Below are 18,399 nucleotides of genomic sequence, written 5' to 3' on the forward strand. Positions count from 1 at the left end.
GAAAAATAAAAATAAAAAAAAGACTCAATTTTGAGTCTTTTTTTTATGAAAAATTTAAAACACAAAGTTTCAAAAAATGATATCTTTGTAGTAATTAAAAATAGGAAATATGTTTGGCATAGGAGGAGGCGAATTAATTTTTATAATGTTTATCGTACTAATGCTTTTTGGTTCTGATAAAGTGCCTGAAATAGCACGTACCATGGGAAAAGCAATGGCGCAAATAAAAAATGCGACTAATGATATAAAAAGTGAAATACAAAAAGGGGCTGAGGCTAATGGCTTTGATGCGAAATCATTGACGGACATGACAGGGAATATTTCATCAGAAATCAATAAAGCTAAGGAAAATCTTCTTGGAGAAACTGCTACTCATATTGAAAAAACGAAGGAAATAATTGACGATGCTGCAGGTCCTATTAAACGCCAAATCTAATGTTAGAAAAATTACTTTCCCTTGATACCCAATTATTTATTTATTTGAATGGTTTAGGTTCAGAAACCTATGATCCTCTTTGGTTAATGATTACCAAACAACTTAATTGGTTGCCATTCTTTCTGGTATTAGCCTATTTAATTTTTAAAAAATTAGGTGCAAAGCAAACTTTGATTTTGCTTTTGTTTGTGGCCGTTTTAATAACTATTACGGACCAAACGACCAATTTATTCAAAAATGGATTTCAACGATTGAGGCCCTGTAACGATCCTGCACTCAATACTTTTATTAGAGTAGTAAAAAAGAGTTATTCGTTTAGCTTTTTCTCAGGTCATGCAGCAAATACAATGGCCGTGGCTACTTTTTTATATTGTAATTTCAAGAGTAAAATTAAATATTTTGGTTTTCTTTTCCTATGGCCCTTAATATTTGCTTATAGTAGGATATATCTAGGATTGCATTACCCAATAGATATTCTTACGGGTTATTTTTTCGGCTTTATTTTCGGCTTTATGATGTTCATTATATACGGGCTGGTTCAGCAAAAATACTTTACTGCGCCCAAATAATATTTTTTTTAGGAGCTTTTTCCTGCTGTTTGCTATATCTTTTCTAGTCCTGACTTTGTTTCAGGATGAAACAAGTTCAGGACTAGAAAAGGATGCCGCTTCCATCAGGGCTAGGATATTGGTTTCCAAAATGTCTTTTTAATTTCCAAAAGACTAAAACCTAAAGCACCCTACTCACTGTCAATCCATCGCGAATCGGTAGTAAAACGGTTTCTACTCTAAGATCGTTTTTCAATAACTCATTGTATTCCATAATGATTTTTGTACTTAAATCATTAGGTTGCAACGGTTCTAAAACCTTACCGCTCCACAACACATTGTCGGATAAAATAATGCCGCCTTTATTCATTTTAGGAAGAATTAATTCAAAATAGTTGAGGTAATTTTCTTTATCAGCATCGATAAAAACCAAATCAAATTTTAAGGTAAGAGTTGGTATGATCTCAACTGCTTCGCCAAGATGTTGTACAATTTGCTTTCCCCAAGGAGATTTGTCAAAATGCTTGCGTTGAAAATCTACTAATTCCTCTTTGATGTCAATCGTATGAAGATGCCCGCTTTCCTGGATGCCTTCGCATAAACACAATGCAGAATAGCCAGTGTAAGTACCGATTTCAAGAATATTCACAGGACAAATCAGTTTACTCAACATACTTAAAACGCGTCCCTGAAAATGTCCGCTTAACATGCGAGGCAACAAAATCTTCTGATAGGTTTCTTTATTGAGCGCTGCTAATAATGCAGGTTCTTTTTCAGAATGTTGCTCGATATAGTTTTCTAATTCTGGGGAAATGAAATGCATTTTTTTAATTTTTTCACAAAATTACAAATAACCAAATTCACAAATAACGAAAACCTCAAAATACTTACTAACTTTGCACCATGCAAATTGAGAAAAAAGACATACGAGCCTTATCAAAAGAACAATTACGTGAGTTTTTTGTGGCGAATAACGACAAATCCTTTCGTGGGAATCAAGTTTATGAATGGTTGTGGAGCAAAGGTGCGCACAGTTTTGATGATATGACTAATGTTTCGAAGGAAACACGTTCTATACTTGAAGCGAACTTTGTGATTAATCATATCAAAGTTGATACCATGCAGCGAAGTGAAGATGGAACCGTCAAAAATGCGGTTCGTTTGCATGATGGATTAGTGGTCGAATCGGTTTTGATACCAACTAATACAAGAACAACTGCTTGCGTTTCCAGTCAAGTGGGTTGTAGTTTAGATTGTAACTTTTGCGCAACAGCGCGCTTAAAAAGAATGCGAAATCTGGAGCCAGCTGAAATTTACGATCAGGTGATTGCCATCGATAAAGAAAGTCGTTTGTATTACAATCATCCGCTGTCAAATATTGTTTTTATGGGAATGGGAGAACCGCTCATGAATTACAACAATGTATTGAAAGCGATTGAAATGATTATTTCTCCGGAAGGTTTAGGAATGTCGCCAAAACGTATTATGGTTTCGACTTCGGGGGTGCCAAAAATGATAAAAAAACTGGCTGATGATGACGTAAAATTTAAACTGGCCGTTTCTCTTCATTCCGCAATAGATGAAATCCGTTCTCGAATCATGCCTTTCAGTGAAAATTTTCCTTTGGCTGATCTACGCGAATCATTAGAATATTGGTACAGAAAAACCAAAAGCAAAATCTCCTACGAATATGTGGTTTGGAAAGATATCAATGACAACAAAGAGTCTATTGATGCATTAGTGAAATTTTGTAAATACGTTCCTTGTAAAGTCAACCTTATAGAATACAACCCAATTGATGATGGCGAATTTCAGCAAGCCTCAGAAGAATCGATTAATGCGTATATAAAAGCACTCGAAACTAGCGGTATTGTAGTAAAGGTGCGCCGAAGCCGAGGTAAAGATATTGATGCTGCCTGCGGGCAACTAGCAAATAAAGAAGCATAAAAAAAATGGAGTTCATAATTGAACTCCATTTTTGGTTTTTATCTGTCTATAAATTAATTACCCAGGACAATTGGAGTTGCAGTGGCACCATCAATCGATAGCATGGCTAAATTATCGCAATCACCGTTTCCGTAATCAATTGTTGCAATATGAGAATTTTTTGTAATTTTCAATTTGCCGGATACTGGAAAAGGCATAGGAACTTGCAGTAAATTACAAGTAGTTTTATTGATTAAAGGAATTGCTACTTCAATTAAAGACGTAAAAACAGATCCATTTGGATGTGTGGTAGTAAATGTACCGTAAGTTGAATATATATCGTCTGTTGGGCTTAAACGGGTCGAGAATCCTGCAGTCATTTCTCTTGTTCTTTCTCCATTACGGACATAAACTCCTGCTTTTGTAGTCAATGTCATAGCTGTCATTGTAAATGTCGTCTTAGGGTGTAAAGTAACTCCGTCACCAATCATTTCTCTTTTCCAAGTCGACATTCCATCCAGTTTATTATCGTTTATATAGAGATTGTTAAAAGTAACAGTCATTATTTTAGGAAAAGAGGTTCCAATGGTACGAGTCAAAATGATTTGACCTTTTACGGAGTGTCCTCTAAACAAACAAGCATTAGTTGTGGTCCCGAAAGTAATAGTTATAACTCTAACAGTAGCCGTTGAGCCTAAATCACTAATTGTTGCACAGGTTGGCAGAATCGAATAATAATTCCCTACTATTTTACCTGTTGTAGAGCCTTCACTTAATTCATACTGATTATCAGCAATAAGCGAGATGTCATCGATTGAATTATCCATACTTTGATTCGCTGCAACATCATTGCTTGTAACAGCTGTGTCTGCTGTAGTTGAATTTGAGTCTGAAGAACAACTTGTAAAAGTGGCAATACTCAAAAGCATTCCAAATAATAAAATTTTCTTTTTCATAATAAATGGTTTTTAGGTTAAGACTTTGATTAGCAAAAGCATAAAAGGTTTAATTGGGGCTCAATTAAGGGATAAATGTATAAAAATTTACTTATGATTGATTTTTTTTAAAATTGAAATTGACGAATTTAAAATTTTGCATGATAATCAGAATGAATTATAATGCCTGAATTGTACAATAAAACACATACTTAATATAAATAGGTGACTTTTTTATTAAAAATGGTATATTTGAATTCTAAATGAATGTCACCTCTAAAATAAAGCAGCCTATATTTGATGAAATGGAACTTTTTGAAAAAAAGTTCTACGAATCGATGACTTCGCAAGTGGCTTTGCTTAACAGAATCACGTACTATATCGTTAATAGAAAAGGGAAGCAAATGCGTCCAATGTTTGTTTTTCTGACGGCCAAAATGGTTTCCGAAGGAAGTGTAAACGAAAGAACCTATCGCGGAGCGTGCGTTATTGAACTTATTCATACCGCTACTTTAGTTCATGATGATGTAGTTGATGATAGCAATCGTCGAAGAGGTTTTTTCTCTATCAATGCGCTTTGGAAAAATAAAATTGCAGTGCTTGTTGGAGATTATTTGTTGTCTAAAGGCTTGTTGCTTTCCATTGACAATGGGGATTTCGATTTGCTACGAATTATTTCTGTTGCTGTTCGGGAAATGAGCGAAGGTGAATTGCTTCAAATAGAAAAAGCCAGAAGGCTTGATATCACAGAAGATATTTATTACGATATCATTCGAAAAAAGACAGCGACACTTATTGCTGCCTGTTGTGGCCTTGGTGCAAAGTCTGTTATTGAAGATGAAGTCCAGGTCGAGAACATGCGTAAATTTGGGGAACTCATTGGTATGGCTTTTCAAATAAAAGATGATTTATTCGATTACACAGATGAAGCCATCGGGAAACCAACAGGGATTGACATCAAGGAACAAAAGATGACCTTGCCTCTTATTCATGTTTTGAATACATGTACTTCCAAAGAAAAAAGCTGGTTGATTAACTCCATTAAAAACCACAATAAAGATAAAAAACGGGTAAAAGAAGTTATTGCTTTCGTAAAAGACAATAATGGTTTGCTTTATGCCGAACAAAAAATGGTAGAATTCCAGCAAGAGGCACTTTTGCTTTTAGATAATTATCGGCATTCTGAGTTTAAAGATGCGTTGATTTTGATGGTCAATTATGTGATTGAAAGAAAAAAATAATTTTTCCCAAAATATTTTATCGTCATTAACTAATGATTTTACTGTCTTTTCTGGTTTTTGAACTATAAAAATTATTTTATTTGAATTGCGATGCAACCTTTTTGCATTGTTGATCGTCTATGCTTATAGAAACACTTTATAAATATTTTGAAAGTAATCAACTTACATCAGGAGGAAAATGAATTGATCCAGTTAGCTGTCGAAAGTAATCGGCAGGCTCAACAAAAGATTTATACCCAGTTTTCTCCAAAAATGTTAAGCGTTTGCCGCCAATACATAAAAGACATTCATCAGGCCGAAGATATCATGATTACTGCTTTTATGAAAGTGTTTACGAATCTGAAAAATTTTCGGCACAAAGGAAGTTTCGAAGGTTGGATTAGAAGAATCATGGTGAACGAATGCATTTCTTTTATCAGAGTCCAAAAAAAGTCAAATATATTGAAGATGAGGATTATTTTGAAGAAAGCTTTAATAATATCGAAAGCCAATTTTCAATTGATGATATCCAATTTTTGATAGACAGTTTGCCGGATGGTTATAAAATGGTTTTCAATTTATATGCTATCGAAGGATTCAAACATCACGAGATTGCCAGTATGTTGGGTATTAATGAAGGAACATCAAAATCGCAATTGTCACATGCGAGAAAAATGTTGCAGGGGCAGATTGTCAAACTGAAAAATTACGAGTATGGAACGGAATAAAATAGAAACTCAGATTAAAGAGCAATTGAATTCTCGGGAGATTAAGCCTTCACAAATGGCTTGGGACAGACTCGATGCAATGCTTACGGCTGCTGACCCGAGCAATAGCGAACAGGCGAAGCAAAAACCAAAAGTGAAGTTTCGATGGATGTATATTGCTGCAAGTATTTTAGGGTTTTTATTGGTTGGGACAGTTTATTTCAGTCAAAATAAAAACGAAATTGGAAAGCAAGACAATAGAGTTGTGCTTCAGAATTCGGAGATGAAAAATAATAGTAAGACGCCTTTAAATGCGCTAACTCCTATTATGGAGTATACGGTAGATGTAGTTGGGCAAAATAATTTGGCTAAAGCCGAAAAAAAATCAGTAGTAAAATCAACATCAATTCTCAGTAAAAATTATTCAAATCAAAATCAAGTAGCAGAAGTTTCAATCAGTAATCAAAAAACAGAACAACAATCAATCAAACAACAAACGAGCACTGTCCCAGTTGACGAACTACTGGCAGCTGTTGAAAGTCTTTCGAAAGAGGAAAATCATTTGAACCAAAAACCAGTTGTACATGTAAATGCCAGTAATTTACTCTTGCAGGTTGATGGAGAATTAGAGCTTTCTTTTCGAGAGAAAGTAATCAATAAGGTAAGTAAGAATTACCAAACAGTAAAAGTAGCTTTGGCCAATCGCAACTTAGAATAAAAATCATCAATCATCTTTAAAATCAAAACACTATGAGAAATTTTACGATTTACTTAGCACTACTATTATGCCTTTTAGCCAGTAAAATGCTTGGGCAGGAAACATTCGAAAAACGTGCGAAAACTATTGCGTCAAAAATTGAAACTATTACAAAAGAAGAAAAAGCGGCACTGAAAATAGAAGTTGAGGACGTTAATCTTCAGTTAGAAAAAGGAACACTAACTAAAGAGCAAGCCGATTTCAAAAAACAACAGTTGGCGCAGGCAAGGGCAACAATAATTGAGAATAAAGTTGCAATTGCTCAAGAAGAACTGAAAAATTTAGTGCAGGAGAAAGTGGATGGTAAAATTAAGGAGCAAGATTCTACAAAACGATACAGTTTTACTTTCCGTAAAAATAAAAATAGAGATAAAGATAAGGATAGTATTCAAAGTGAAAAGAGAACAACTTCTCAATTTGTACTTGCAGCAGGTGTCAATAATTTAATTACGGATAGCAAGTTAGAAGATTCGGATTATAGATTTCTAGGTTCGCATTTCTACGAATTGGGAGTTACCTATAACAGTAGAATTTTAAAGAATGAAAACCTTTTGCACGCTAAATATGGTTTGTCACTAATGTATAATAATCTTCGTCCTACAGAAAATCGTAGTTTTGCAGTAAATGGCAATCAAACTAATTTAATTGTCAATGTGATAGATTTGAAAGACTCCCGTTTTAGAAATGTATATTTAGTGGCGCCAGTTCACCTAGAATTTGATTTTTCGGGTAACAGAGATGCTGCAGGAAAACCTTTTTTTAGAACACATAATAGTTTCCGTTTGGGAATAGGGGGTTATACGGGAATCAATTTGAAATCAAAACAAATCACTAAGTACGATGATAACAATCTAAAAGCTATAGAAAAAACCAGAGGAGATTTCAATACGACTAATTTTATTTATGGTTTGAGCACTTATATTGGTTATAAAGAAACAAGCTTGTATCTGAAATACGATTTGAATCCTTTGTTTAAAGATAATGCAGTGAAACAAAACAATGTTTCCTTAGGATTGCGTTTTGATTTAAATTAAAATTTGTTTGGTTAGTTTTATTCTTTGAAAGCGCTTTGAAATAAGCGTTTTTTTTATTTTAGAGACAATTTAGTCAAGAATTGGGGTGTCGCATAAAGGCAGGAATATTTTAATACTTGTTCCTTCATTTTCTTTGGATACAATAGTGAAAACACCATTTGATTTTTTTATAATAATTTTACTTAAAAAGAGTCCTAATCCTAATCCTTGCTGCTCTCTTTCTTCTCGATTAAATTGTTGCGCAGCACCTATTTTATTTAATTCCTGTTCACTGAAGCCAATCCCAAAATCCCGAATCACTAATTCATAATATTCATTATTGAACTGTTCTCCAGAAACAATAATTACTTTGTTATTTGAAGAGAATTTTAAGGCATTGTCTATTAATTCAAAAAATATATATTGCAAATGCTCGCTATTGATTTTAATCGTCGCTTTGTCAATTTCAAAACTGATTCTTTTTTCTTGACCTTCATAAATTTTTAAAATTTTTTCTTTTGTTTTTAAAAATTCATTTAATATGTCAGCACTTGAATTAAGGTTAAATTCGATGAAGTTGTTTTTTAGATTTTGATAAAGAATTATATTTTGCATGGTTCTATTTAATCGCTCACCTGATATTTTAATCGATTCATAAAATGCGGATATTTCTTTTTTGTCAAGCTCTTTTGGATTTTCCATTAGAAGTTCAATCGGTCCTAAAATTCCATTTAGTGGTGTATTGATTTCATGTAAAAAAACTTTTTTTCTACCTGGATACAAATTAGTGTAAGTATTCTTTATTTTTGAAAATCGTTCTATTTTTGATTCTATAATGGATGTTAATTCTTTTATTTTGAATGGTTTAGATATAAAATCATCAGCGCCATCCAATAGACATTTTCTCATTAGGTTATGCTCTTTTTTTGCAGTCAAAAAAATAAAAGGTATTGAGTTTAAAGAATGGATATCTTTAATTATTCCATGTAATGTATAGCCATCCATAACCGGCATCATTATATCGCATATAATTAAGTCTGGTGTCCAATATTCTAATAAGTCTAATGCTTCTTGTCCATTACATGCAGATTTGACGGAATAATTCTGATAGATAAGTAGCTCGCTAATAGTTTCTCTTAAATTTAATTCGTCATCAACTAAGAGAATTTTATTTTTGTTCATAAGGAAAAATTAATTTTATTGTTGTTCCAAAATTTTCTTTGGTTTTTAATTTGATTCGTCCTTTTAAAAAATCTGTAAATTGTTTTACAATTGCTAGACCCAGGCCAGAACCAATTATGGTATTTGTATTTGAAGCTCTAAAAAAAGAGGTAAAGAGATATTGAGTTTCATTCTCAGGAATTCCAATTCCATAATCAATTACTTCTATTTCAATTTCTTTTTCTAAATAGGTTATGATTATAAGTGGATTAGATTTACCGGCAGAGTATTTAAATGCATTGCTAATTAAGTTTGTTAAAATATGAGTCAATAAAGTTTCATCAGTATGCAGTACTTTTTTTTCACCCTTTATTATTATTTCAATTTTTTCTTCCTGCAGTTCTTTGTTAAAATAAGTATTGATTAATGTTTTAATATATATATTGAGATTAATTTTTTTAATTTCTTTTTTAATTTTTTTAGATTCATACTTCCCAAAAATTAAAATATTATTCATTAATTCAGTCATTCGGTCTACTTCTTTTTTTATTCTTGAAGTAATGTTTTCAATAGAATTAACTGTTTCTTTATCAAGATGATTTGTTTTAAGATCAATAAGTTCCGCGTTGGAATAGATAACAGTCAGTGGCGTCCTGAATTGATGGGATGCCATTGCGCCAAATCTTGATTTCATTTCACTTATCTCTCTCTCTTTTTTGAGCGCAGTTTTGATTTTTTTTTCGGATTTAATTCGTTCACTAACATCTCTGCTAGAAGTTTGAACTCCTACAACAACATTTTCCTCATTTAAAATATTTTTTGATGCGGTTTCTAACCAGATATATGTGTTGTCTTTCTTTCTGAATCGATAAGTTAATATTCTATATTTAGAATACTTAATACATTTTTTATACGCGTTAAGTACACGCCTAAAATCGTCTGGATGTATAAAATAAAAAGCTATTTTATCGAGCATTTCGTCAGGTTCGTATCCTAAAATTTCCTTTATAGAATTTGAAACATAGCGATAACTTCCATCAATATTATGTTGGCAAATTACATCAGAATTATGATCAGCAATAAATTTAAATTTTTCTTCTGATATCTGTAATTGTATTTCTTTTTCTTTAATTTCATTGACATTTATATGGGTTCCTATGATTTTAATGGGTTTTCCACTATTGTCTTTTTTTATTAATCCATAATATTTTATCCAGATGAACTGTCCGTTTTTATGCTTTATTCTAAAGATACCTTCATAGTAGACCGCTTTGTTTAAGATGTAATCTTTCAGCTCTTTTTCTAATCGGTCAATATCATCCAAATGGATGTTTTTTTTCCAGAAATCATGGGTATTAACTATTCCAGTAGTATTGTAGCCAATCATTTCAGCCCACTTATGAGAAATTGTAGTAGTAAATGTTTTTAAATCTAATTCCCAAATAAAATATTGAGACCCTTGAATATAAAAATTAAAACATTCAAGATCATCACCTAGGTTGGCAAATATCTTATCGTGCTTTATTCTGATTCCGATATTTTTAGCTAATAAATGAAGCGAAACTATTTGATTGTTATCCCATTTTTTTTCATCGTTACAACTTTCGTAACCTATCCAACCACAGAGTTCTGAGTTCTCTAAAATAGGGGTGAATAAATAGGATTGAACATTGCGGTCCTTCATAATTCTGGAAAAAGACGCGTTATTACAATCTTTTACGCAACCGTATATGGGTTCATCATTGGATAATTTAGCGAGGATTTCAGAAAATTCATTGCAAATTTCTCTTTTTAGGTTTGAATTGTTCAGGAAAGGGCTTATGCCACTATTACACCATTCATAACAATAATTGATACAATCTTTTTCTATTTTTAGGATATAACATCTGTCAACTTCATGACTTTCACCTAACACTTCAATGCAAGTATTTAGGGAAACTTCAACTGAAGGTCCTTTTAAAAGAACATGATTAGCAATAGAAATTCCCAATAAATGATTTTTCATTGTTGTGATCGTAGGGGTTGTGAAAAAGTTGTTTTTTTGTTTTTTTGTTAGTATTTTTATTTCTTGTTAAAAGTATTTTAATTAAATTTTTTAATGGATTTAATTACTGATAGTTTAAAATAAAATAAGGTTTTATTAAAATAGAAATTGTTAGTTTAGTACGATGGGAAAACACAAATTAAAAATAGTTTTAATCGAAGATGATTTAGCTTTAGGAAGCTCAATTTTAGAATTATTGATTATGAGTGATTTTGAAGTAAAATGGCTAAAAGATGGAGGAGAAGCTTTACTATATTTTCAAAAAAACATTCCGGATGTCATTATAAGTGATTTAATGATGCCTATTATGGGTGGAGAAGAGCTGTTTTTAAAAATCAAGAAAAATACTAAATTTAAAACCATTCCGTTTATTATAATTACGGCTAATATGAATGATGATATAAAATTCAGGCAGTTGGAAAATGGAGTAAATGATTTTATAATGAAACCCTTTAAAGTAAAGGAATTGGTCTACAAAATAAAAAATGTAATTGAGCTTAAAAATAATATTGAGAAAAAATATTCTCCTGACCCATTTTCAAAAGTTACAATTAAATTATCCGAAAAAGATTTTTTGACCTCGTTAAATGAAGTTCTTGTTAAACATTTAAAATCAAAAATTGATATGAATGAATTGTCAAGTCAGCTTTTCATCAGTAAATCAACATTAGATAAAAGAGTGAGGAAACTCACTAATAAAAATGCCAGTCAATACATAAGAGAGTTTAAATTAGATTATGCTATTAAACTCATTGATTTAGGAGAAAGAAATGTACAATACTTAGTTGATGAAACGGGATTCAACTCGTTCTCTTATTTTTCTACCTGCTTTAAATCATATCTTAATGCAACTCCTCGTGATTATATAAAATCAATCCAAAATGAAAAACAATCGTTGCTTTAAAAGTTTGTAAATACAATCTGAATAAATAATTTAAAATCATAAAAAAAGCACTCTTTTAAAAGAGTGTTTTTTTTATGATTTTAAATTATTGGCTCTTTTCTTTAAATCAGAAGTAATAAATAAATCAATTTTAAAGAAATAGATTAGTTTTCGTCAAAAAAATGTAATGTTTGGAATTTTAAATGATCTTTTAATGAAACTTAAAATAAGACCATCTCAATCCGATTGGGATGATTTAAAAGGATTGTTTCCTGATAATAAGGAAACAGGAACAGAAAATAACATAGTTATGTTTAGTCTCTTTGTTATTGGAATCGGATTAATTGTAATTGTCTTTATTGTGGGAATTTTTTTTTAGCTAAGATTATAAACTGCTCACTTAAATACTATTACAAAGTAAAGACTTACTTTTTATAAGTATGATTCACTTCTTAAATTTCTTTTGGGATTAAATTATTAGTATTTTTTTTTAAGCTATAACTAAAAAATGAGGTTAATAGAATTTGACAATATACTTTTACCATAGGTTTTGGATTATCCTTACCAAGCAGCTTACTTAAATGTTTATTGGGGCAATGAACTAAACTTTAGTAGGTGGTAAGCTGTTTTGGGAAGATTCTTTAAATTTAATTCAATAAGAGATATATGAGTACAAATACAATAAAAATCGAAAAAGATTTAGAGGAAAATTCTCTTTTTGTAATTTCAGAATCCAAAGTAACTTTTAAAAATTGTGATGCTGTAATCGACTTAAATCAAATTTCAAATAGTAGATTAATAAAAAAAAGAGATTTTACAGCCAATATTATAGTATTAGTATTTGCGGTTTTCTTTTATTTAATGGTTTTACAACCTTTATATTTAAGTACTACATTCGAGTCTTTAATTTTGGCATTAATTCTAATTTTTGTAGTGAGTTGCATAGAGAATTACTCTTATAGATTACTGATAAATAAAACTAATTATGATTTTAACGAAATATTCGTAAGTAAAGAAAACCTTCACTTTGCCAAAATATTTCTTTCTAAATTTCCAGTTTCTACAATATTAACAACCAAAGTTAAACAGGAATTTGATTACCAAAACCTAAAAGAAGCATAGTTTGAGAGTTTTTTGTTAATGAATTGTTTATTAGATAGATACGGCAAGTGTATTAGTTATCTATTTAGAAGTGTTGGCTAATAGTAATTGTGATTCGATGATATTTTTTAATTCTTTAAAAATAAATGGCTTTTTTAAGTATCCTTTAATTCCTAAAGCGTTACCTTTTTCTTGATCTTTAAGTTCTATTCTGGCAGTAAGAAAGATCACAGGGATATTAGAGTAATCAGTAATATTGTGCTTTTCCATGAAACCATATCCGTCAAGAATAGGCATCATGATGTCACAAAGGATAAGATCAGGTTTAAATTGCTTGACTTTTTCTAATCCTTCCATTCCGTCTTGCGCATCAAGGATATCATAACCTGCGTAGGAAAGCAATTCGCAAATAGTTTCTCTTAATCTTGCTTCATCGTCAATAATTAATATTTTAGCCATCGTTTTTAATTATTTTATTAAAGGAAATTTCATCGTTACTTTTGTGCCTTTTCCTAATTCGCTTTCTAATGCAATTGTTCCTGAATTTTTTTCAGTGAATGTTTTAGCGATATATAATCCTAAACCAGTTCCTTGAAAACCGTCGGTATTACTTGCTCTGAAAAAAGTATTGAATAATTTAAGTTGGTCTTCTTTGGGAATGCCGATACCAAAATCAATAATTTCAAGGATAATTGTATCACTAGCAGAAGAAAGATTAAGAATTACCTCTTCAAATTTTTCAGAATATTTAAAAGCATTATTTAAAATATTAAAAATGCCATATTCCATTAGCTTTTTATCAGCATTAACTTTGAAAGTTGAGCCATTAAAATTTGTTGTAACCTTTGCGTGATTTATTTTATCGAGATAGTAACTGTCAATTATTTCTAGACAAAATTCTTTCAAATCAAATATAGTAGGGTTGAAATTAGTCTTTCCGGAATCTTCTTTAGAAATGGTTAATACAGCATTCATTAGTTCAACTATTCGGTCAATTTCCTCTGTAATAATAGTAACTCGTTTTTGTAAACGATTTCCGTTTACTATATTTTGATTTTCTAAATACATAGATATTAGTTCAGCGCTAGTTCTAATAGTAGTCATAGGCGTCCTGAATTCATGAGAAATGGTGGCAACTAAATTGGTGCGTAATTCATTTAATTCTCGTTCTTTTGACAGGGCTTTTTCAATTGCTTTTTCGGCTATTTTTTGAGAAGTTACATCTCTTGAACTTGTTTGAATTTCAATTAGAACTTTGTTCTCTAAAATTAAACTTGTTTTAATTTCAATCCAGATATATTCATTGTTACTTTTTTTAAACCTTGCAATTACTAGTTCATCCGTTTTCAGGGTGAGGAACTTGTCCATTTTTTTTTGAAGATAATTTTTATCTTCTGGATGAGCATAATCCAAAGGAAATTTTCCTAGTAATTCGTCGGAAGAATACCCTAGAAGATTTTGTATTGATGGTGAAATATACTTAAAAGTTGTATCTGCATTATGTAAACAAACTAAATCTACAGTATTATCGGCTAAAAGACGATACATATTCTTAGCTTCATTTAACTGAGCAGTTTTATTTCTGTTGTTTTCATCCATTAATAATTTGTTTTCCTCTTCGATTTTTTTCCTTTCGGTAATGTCTATTATCTGGATTATATAATACTTGATTTCATTCTTATTGTTTTTTGCTGACGAAACAGACATATGTGCCCATACAATAGATTTGTTTTTATGAATAAACCTTTTTTCTGAACTGAAGTTAGATGTTTTTCCAGAGTCTAATTTTTCTTTATAATCCAAATCAAGAGTCAAGTCTTCATAATGGGTGATTTCTTGGAATTTCAGGAATTCCATTTCTTGATTTGAGTAGCCAAGCATTCCACAAAGTCTGTCATTCGCTTCTATATAATACCCTTCTATATTAACTAAAGCCATTCCTACTGCAGAATTCTCAAACGCTCCTTTAAATTTTTCTTCACTCTGCTGTAATTCATTTTTTAATTTTTCCTCCTTCGTTAGATCTTGCATGGCTCCAATCATTCGGATTGCCTTACCTTCATCATCACGTATGATAACGGTCTTGTCTTTTACATAAGCATAGGTACCATCTGATTTTAGATAACGGTATTCTTCCGTCCATCTATAAGCATCTGTATTTATGGCTTTTTCTGCAGATGCAAAATAGTTTTCTTTGTCATCTGGATGAATAAAATTCTCACATTCTTGCCCTGTTATAATGTTATTCTCAAATTGATGTCCAAAAAGAATAGAATAGCTTTCTCCAACAAATATTTCATCCGTAATCATATTCCAATCCCAAAGCGCATCCGAAGTAGCTATACTGGAATAAATAAAACGCTCATTGCTGATTTTTAAGGAATCTTCTGCATTTTTTTGTGCGGTAATATCATTAAAAGAGCATATTACATATAGTAATTCATTAAGATCTCCAAATACAGGTATGGCATCAACCATTAACCAAACCAAATCATTACGCATCGGACGATGAACACCCATGACAATATTATTTATTGGTTTCAACTTTTGTATCGCCTGCGGTACGGGATGTTCATTGGCGTTAAAAATTGAACCATCTAGATGAATTACTTTCCATGTATCATCAAAAGAAGTTTTACCAAGGAGTTGATCTTCGGTAAGGCCTAACATTTCGCAAGCTGCTTTATTATTTTCTAATATTTCGGATTGTGGTCCTTGAACTAAAATCCCAACAGCTACATTTTGGATAATACTGGCCGTAAGTTGTCGGCTTTTGAGAATTTCCTCTTGAATTTTTTTACTTTCTGTTATGTTGACACTAAAACCGATCATCATTTTAAAACTTCCATTATCATTAAAAACTGGAGTAAATTTTCGGTCATGGTACGTAATGCCATCAACTTCAGAATGTAAAGTTTCTTCCCAAAATGAGGTTTTCTCTTTTTGAAGTGCTGCAAGAAATTTTTCCCTTCGACTTCTAGCGATGGAGGGATCTCGTTGCATATGTTGTGCATATTCAAAATCGTCTTTTCCAATTATAAATTTGCGCAACTCTTCATTTTTGATTGCTATTGGATTTACATAGATGTATTTGTGATTAGAGTCAAATACTACAACATCGGTTGGTAAATTATTTAATAAGGTTTCATAGAAATCTTTTTGTTGCAGTAGCTTCTGTTTGACCTCAATATGCTCAGTAATGTCTCTACAGTTTCCTATAAAAAATGGAGAGCCATTTTTTAGTGATAATTTCAAACGTGTTTCATGCCAAACATAGTGCCCTTCTTTATGTCGAATTCTATAGATTAATTCCCCTTCATTTTCTCCGGTTTTAATTACTCTGTCTAAAAATGCAATGCAATTTTCTAAATCTTCAGGGTGGAGAAAGTCAGCGTTGCTTTTGCCTAAGACCTCTTTAATATCATAACCCAGATATTTAGTCCAGTTGTTTGAAGCATAGCTAATTATTCCTTTTAAATTGATCTCGTAGATAATTTCATTTGAATTATCAATAAATAGTTGAAATTGATTTTCTTGCTGTTTGATTGTTTCTTGTAATTCCCTGTTTTCAATATGTAATTGCAATAAAGATTGAATTTGTTGTACAGCATGATCTAAATATTTTAACTGTATTGAGGAAAGCTCTTTCGGCTTAGTATCCATAATACAAATAGTTCCGATAACTAGATTTTCATTAAAACATATTGGAAGCCCAGCGAAAAAATGTACTAAGTTTTCAGATTGATTAGAAACGTCATTATTAATATCTGAAACGATTTTAATTTTATTTTGCTGAATAATATTCTCATTAAATGCTAATATATTAGTTGCGACAGGTATAAGATCTACGCCTATTTTTGCTTTAATGGTTTGACCGGTTAAATCAATTAATGATGTAAAGACACAAGGGACTTCGCATATTTCTGATACAAATAATAGAATACTATTAAATTCTTGCTGAAAATCTATGGTATCGAATAATTTTATTAATTTTCTTTTATTCTGCATTATAGACATAGGTTTTTTAAAGTAATTGTTTATGTAGCAATAAATTGGAATGTAGATTGGGGGAATCAATTACAAAATAACGTTTATTTTATGATATATAAAAGGAAGTTGTAACTATTCAGGTTGCAATACAGCAATAGTTTTAAAAGCAGCTAAAACATTTGGTCCGTTTTTAATACAGGTATCTGTTACCGAACGAATGACCGCATAGAATTGTGCCCCATTTTCAGTTTTGAATTGACCGGATATTTTTTGTTTCACTTTCACATTGCGGATTGCTCTTTCAGAAGCGTTGTTGTCTGGAGGGACTTCGTCATGGAATAAAAAAGTAAAAACATATTCCTTGTATTTATGTATCCGCTTATGGAACGCACAAAGATCCTTCCTGTTTTTTGGAACAGAAGTTAGCAGCAAAACGGACAATCGTTCAATGATTTTGTCTCTTTGAAGTATTGGATTGAGATATTGAATTGGGGTTAAATTCCGTTTAAGTTCTATTGCTTCGTATAGCAATTCCTTGAAGTTTATAGCCCATTGAAATTCATAACGTTCTTCGAAAAAAACAAGTTCCCGAAGTAAATGAGGGATACATATCTGATGAGTTTTGCATTTTATTTGAAAATAACTCCGCCAGCAATCGTGAACGAGTATGGAGTTTATAAAGCCGTTTGGGAAATTTCCATCTATAGTAGCAGTTCCTCTGTTGTTTGAAAATGTAATATAAGTGACAACTTGGCTTTGAAAAGTCCAGAACCATCCCTTTTTTCCATTGACTTTAGCACCTGTTTCATCACCTCCAACCACTTTTTCATTTTCTACTTTTTGAGCATTCAACTCGTAGGCCGGTTGGGCTTTTTGGGCAAAGCCTTTGCGTAAGGTACAAAGAGTGCCTTGTGAGATTTTTAGATTACAAACATCACTGAAAAATTCGCTCATTCTCTCAAAAGACAAGTATTGTCTAGTGTGCATATAAGCAATTGTAGCTTGAATGTTAGATCCGTAACTGATAGGCGAGTTAACTCCGCTGGGGAATAAAGCTTTGGTATGATGACCACAAGCACAAGTTTTTTGAAATATACGGTGTTCTGAAAATTCAGGAATAATCGGAGGTATATCAAAAACTTGTCTGCGTAGAATAAATGTTGCAGGTTGGTCAGACAAATCATCACCACAATGATTGCAAAATTCTGGTTTATGTTCAGTGATGCTATCTGGATTTACAGTCATTTCCAAGGTACTGCCTTCGTGTCCTGGTTGTTTGCCTACTTTTTTGCCTTGATTGGCACGAAGACTTTTGGTTTTTAAAGGCCTATTTTCGTCTTTTGATGGTGAAACTGAACTATTACGGCTGTTTTTACGATGCGTTAAGCCATCGATTTTATCAAGTAATTTTTCAATTAATGATTCTAATCGGATAACTTTGGTCTCTAATTCAGCAACACGTTTTTTGTCGGAGTTCAATTTCTATTTGTTTGGCACAAAGGAAATAAACACCCATAAAAAGTAAAGCAAATCAAGTAGATAGTTGTTAATTAGTAATGAACAAATGTTTACAATAAAGCTGTTTTTTCAAAAACAGAAAGTCAAAATTGTTTATAACTATGTTTTTTTTAGAACAGGCTGAATAGTTACAGGAAGTTAAAAACTAATAACTTTTTTA

At 31.5% G+C, this 18,399-nt stretch carries 16 protein-coding genes and 1 pseudogene; 10 read left to right on the top strand and 7 right to left on the bottom strand.

Annotated elements, in window-relative coordinates:
• The first annotated feature begins 109 nt into the window (after window positions 1-109).
• Both ACFX5F_RS02200 and ACFX5F_RS02205 read left to right on the top strand, forming a co-directional pair.
• Window positions 110-436, top strand: coding sequence for a Sec-independent protein translocase subunit TatA/TatB (locus ACFX5F_RS02200; protein WP_379849480.1), 327 nt, complete (start codon window positions 110-112; stop codon window positions 434-436).
• Complete coding sequence (locus ACFX5F_RS02205; RefSeq protein WP_379849482.1) at window positions 436-1,005, top strand: phosphatase PAP2 family protein; 570 nt, start codon at window positions 436-438, stop codon at window positions 1,003-1,005. The genes ACFX5F_RS02200 and ACFX5F_RS02205 overlap by 1 nt, the downstream gene beginning before the upstream one ends.
• A gap of 160 nt (window positions 1,006-1,165) precedes the next feature.
• Here ACFX5F_RS02205 and ACFX5F_RS02210 read toward each other — a convergent pair whose 3' ends face one another.
• Window positions 1,166-1,807: an O-methyltransferase gene (locus tag ACFX5F_RS02210; protein WP_379849484.1), complete on the bottom strand. Its 642-nt coding sequence runs from the start codon at window positions 1,805-1,807 to the stop codon at window positions 1,166-1,168.
• Window positions 1,808-1,887: 80 nt separating this feature from the next.
• Between ACFX5F_RS02210 and rlmN the strand changes: the two genes are divergently transcribed.
• Window positions 1,888-2,931, top strand: a complete 1,044-nt coding sequence (gene rlmN / locus ACFX5F_RS02215) for a dual-specificity RNA methyltransferase RlmN (RefSeq protein ID WP_379849486.1) — start codon at window positions 1,888-1,890, stop codon at window positions 2,929-2,931.
• A 53-nt stretch (window positions 2,932-2,984) separates the two neighbouring features.
• Here the strand turns inward: rlmN and ACFX5F_RS02220 are convergent, their stop codons facing one another.
• A complete protein-coding gene (locus tag ACFX5F_RS02220) occupies window positions 2,985-3,866 on the bottom strand; it encodes a hypothetical protein (RefSeq protein WP_379849488.1) in 882 nt (293 codons plus the stop codon).
• 242 nt (window positions 3,867-4,108) lie between these two features.
• Between ACFX5F_RS02220 and ACFX5F_RS02225 the strand changes: the two genes are divergently transcribed.
• The 4 genes and pseudogenes from ACFX5F_RS02225 (at window position 4,109) to ACFX5F_RS02240 (ending at window position 7,563) form a co-directional block, all read left to right on the top strand.
• Window positions 4,109-5,086 (top strand): polyprenyl synthetase family protein, encoded by a 978-nt coding sequence (locus ACFX5F_RS02225; protein WP_379849490.1) that lies wholly within the window; start codon window positions 4,109-4,111, stop codon window positions 5,084-5,086.
• Window positions 5,087-5,233: 147 nt separating this feature from the next.
• Window positions 5,234-5,793: pseudogene (locus ACFX5F_RS02230) on the top strand (RNA polymerase sigma factor).
• Window positions 5,780-6,490, top strand: coding sequence for a hypothetical protein (locus ACFX5F_RS02235; RefSeq protein WP_379849492.1), 711 nt, complete (start codon window positions 5,780-5,782; stop codon window positions 6,488-6,490). Before ACFX5F_RS02230 ends, ACFX5F_RS02235 begins: the two are co-directional and overlap by 14 nt.
• 32 nt (window positions 6,491-6,522) lie before the next feature.
• Entirely contained in the window at window positions 6,523-7,563 is a 1,041-nt protein-coding gene (locus ACFX5F_RS02240; protein WP_379849494.1) for a hypothetical protein, read from the top strand.
• 69 nt (window positions 7,564-7,632) lie between these two features.
• Here ACFX5F_RS02240 and ACFX5F_RS02245 read toward each other — a convergent pair whose 3' ends face one another.
• Window positions 7,633-8,724, bottom strand: coding sequence for a hybrid sensor histidine kinase/response regulator (locus ACFX5F_RS02245; protein ID WP_379849496.1), 1,092 nt, complete (start codon window positions 8,722-8,724; stop codon window positions 7,633-7,635).
• A complete protein-coding gene (locus ACFX5F_RS02250; protein WP_379849498.1) occupies window positions 8,711-10,708 on the bottom strand; it encodes a PAS domain-containing protein in 1,998 nt (665 codons plus the stop codon). The genes ACFX5F_RS02245 and ACFX5F_RS02250 overlap by 14 nt, the downstream gene beginning before the upstream one ends.
• A 163-nt stretch (window positions 10,709-10,871) precedes the next feature.
• Here ACFX5F_RS02250 and ACFX5F_RS02255 point away from each other — a divergent pair, with 163 nt between their 5' ends.
• The 3 genes from ACFX5F_RS02255 (at window position 10,872) to ACFX5F_RS02265 (ending at window position 12,752) form a co-directional block, all read left to right on the top strand.
• The gene (locus ACFX5F_RS02255; protein ID WP_379849500.1) at window positions 10,872-11,651 is read left to right on the top strand and encodes a response regulator transcription factor; all 780 of its coding nucleotides are present in this window, start codon (window positions 10,872-10,874) and stop codon (window positions 11,649-11,651) included.
• A 193-nt stretch (window positions 11,652-11,844) separates the two neighbouring features.
• The gene (locus ACFX5F_RS02260; protein WP_379849502.1) at window positions 11,845-12,009 is read left to right on the top strand and encodes a hypothetical protein; all 165 of its coding nucleotides are present in this window, start codon (window positions 11,845-11,847) and stop codon (window positions 12,007-12,009) included.
• 287 nt (window positions 12,010-12,296) lie between these two features.
• Entirely contained in the window at window positions 12,297-12,752 is a 456-nt protein-coding gene (locus tag ACFX5F_RS02265) for a hypothetical protein (RefSeq protein WP_379849504.1), read from the top strand.
• Between the two features lie 60 nt (window positions 12,753-12,812).
• Here the strand turns inward: ACFX5F_RS02265 and ACFX5F_RS02270 are convergent, their stop codons facing one another.
• The 3 genes from ACFX5F_RS02270 to tnpC all read right to left on the bottom strand — a co-directional run bounded on the left by ACFX5F_RS02270 (window position 12,813) and on the right by tnpC (window position 18,200).
• Window positions 12,813-13,190 carry a response regulator gene (locus tag ACFX5F_RS02270; RefSeq protein WP_379849506.1) on the bottom strand — a complete coding sequence of 126 codons (378 nt, stop codon included), beginning with the start codon at window positions 13,188-13,190 and terminating at the stop codon, window positions 12,813-12,815.
• Window positions 13,191-13,199: 9 nt separating this feature from the next.
• Window positions 13,200-16,739, bottom strand: a complete 3,540-nt coding sequence (locus ACFX5F_RS02275) for a PAS domain-containing sensor histidine kinase (RefSeq protein ID WP_379849508.1) — start codon at window positions 16,737-16,739, stop codon at window positions 13,200-13,202.
• Between the two features lie 114 nt (window positions 16,740-16,853).
• Window positions 16,854-18,200: an IS66 family transposase gene (gene tnpC, locus ACFX5F_RS02280; RefSeq protein WP_379849510.1), complete on the bottom strand. Its 1,347-nt coding sequence runs from the start codon at window positions 18,198-18,200 to the stop codon at window positions 16,854-16,856.
• Between the last annotated feature and the right edge of the window lie 199 nt (window positions 18,201-18,399).

It is taken from the genome of Flavobacterium zhoui (assembly GCF_042787235.1).
In the GTDB taxonomy this organism is placed as follows: Bacteria; Bacteroidota; Bacteroidia; order Flavobacteriales; family Flavobacteriaceae; genus Flavobacterium; species Flavobacterium zhoui.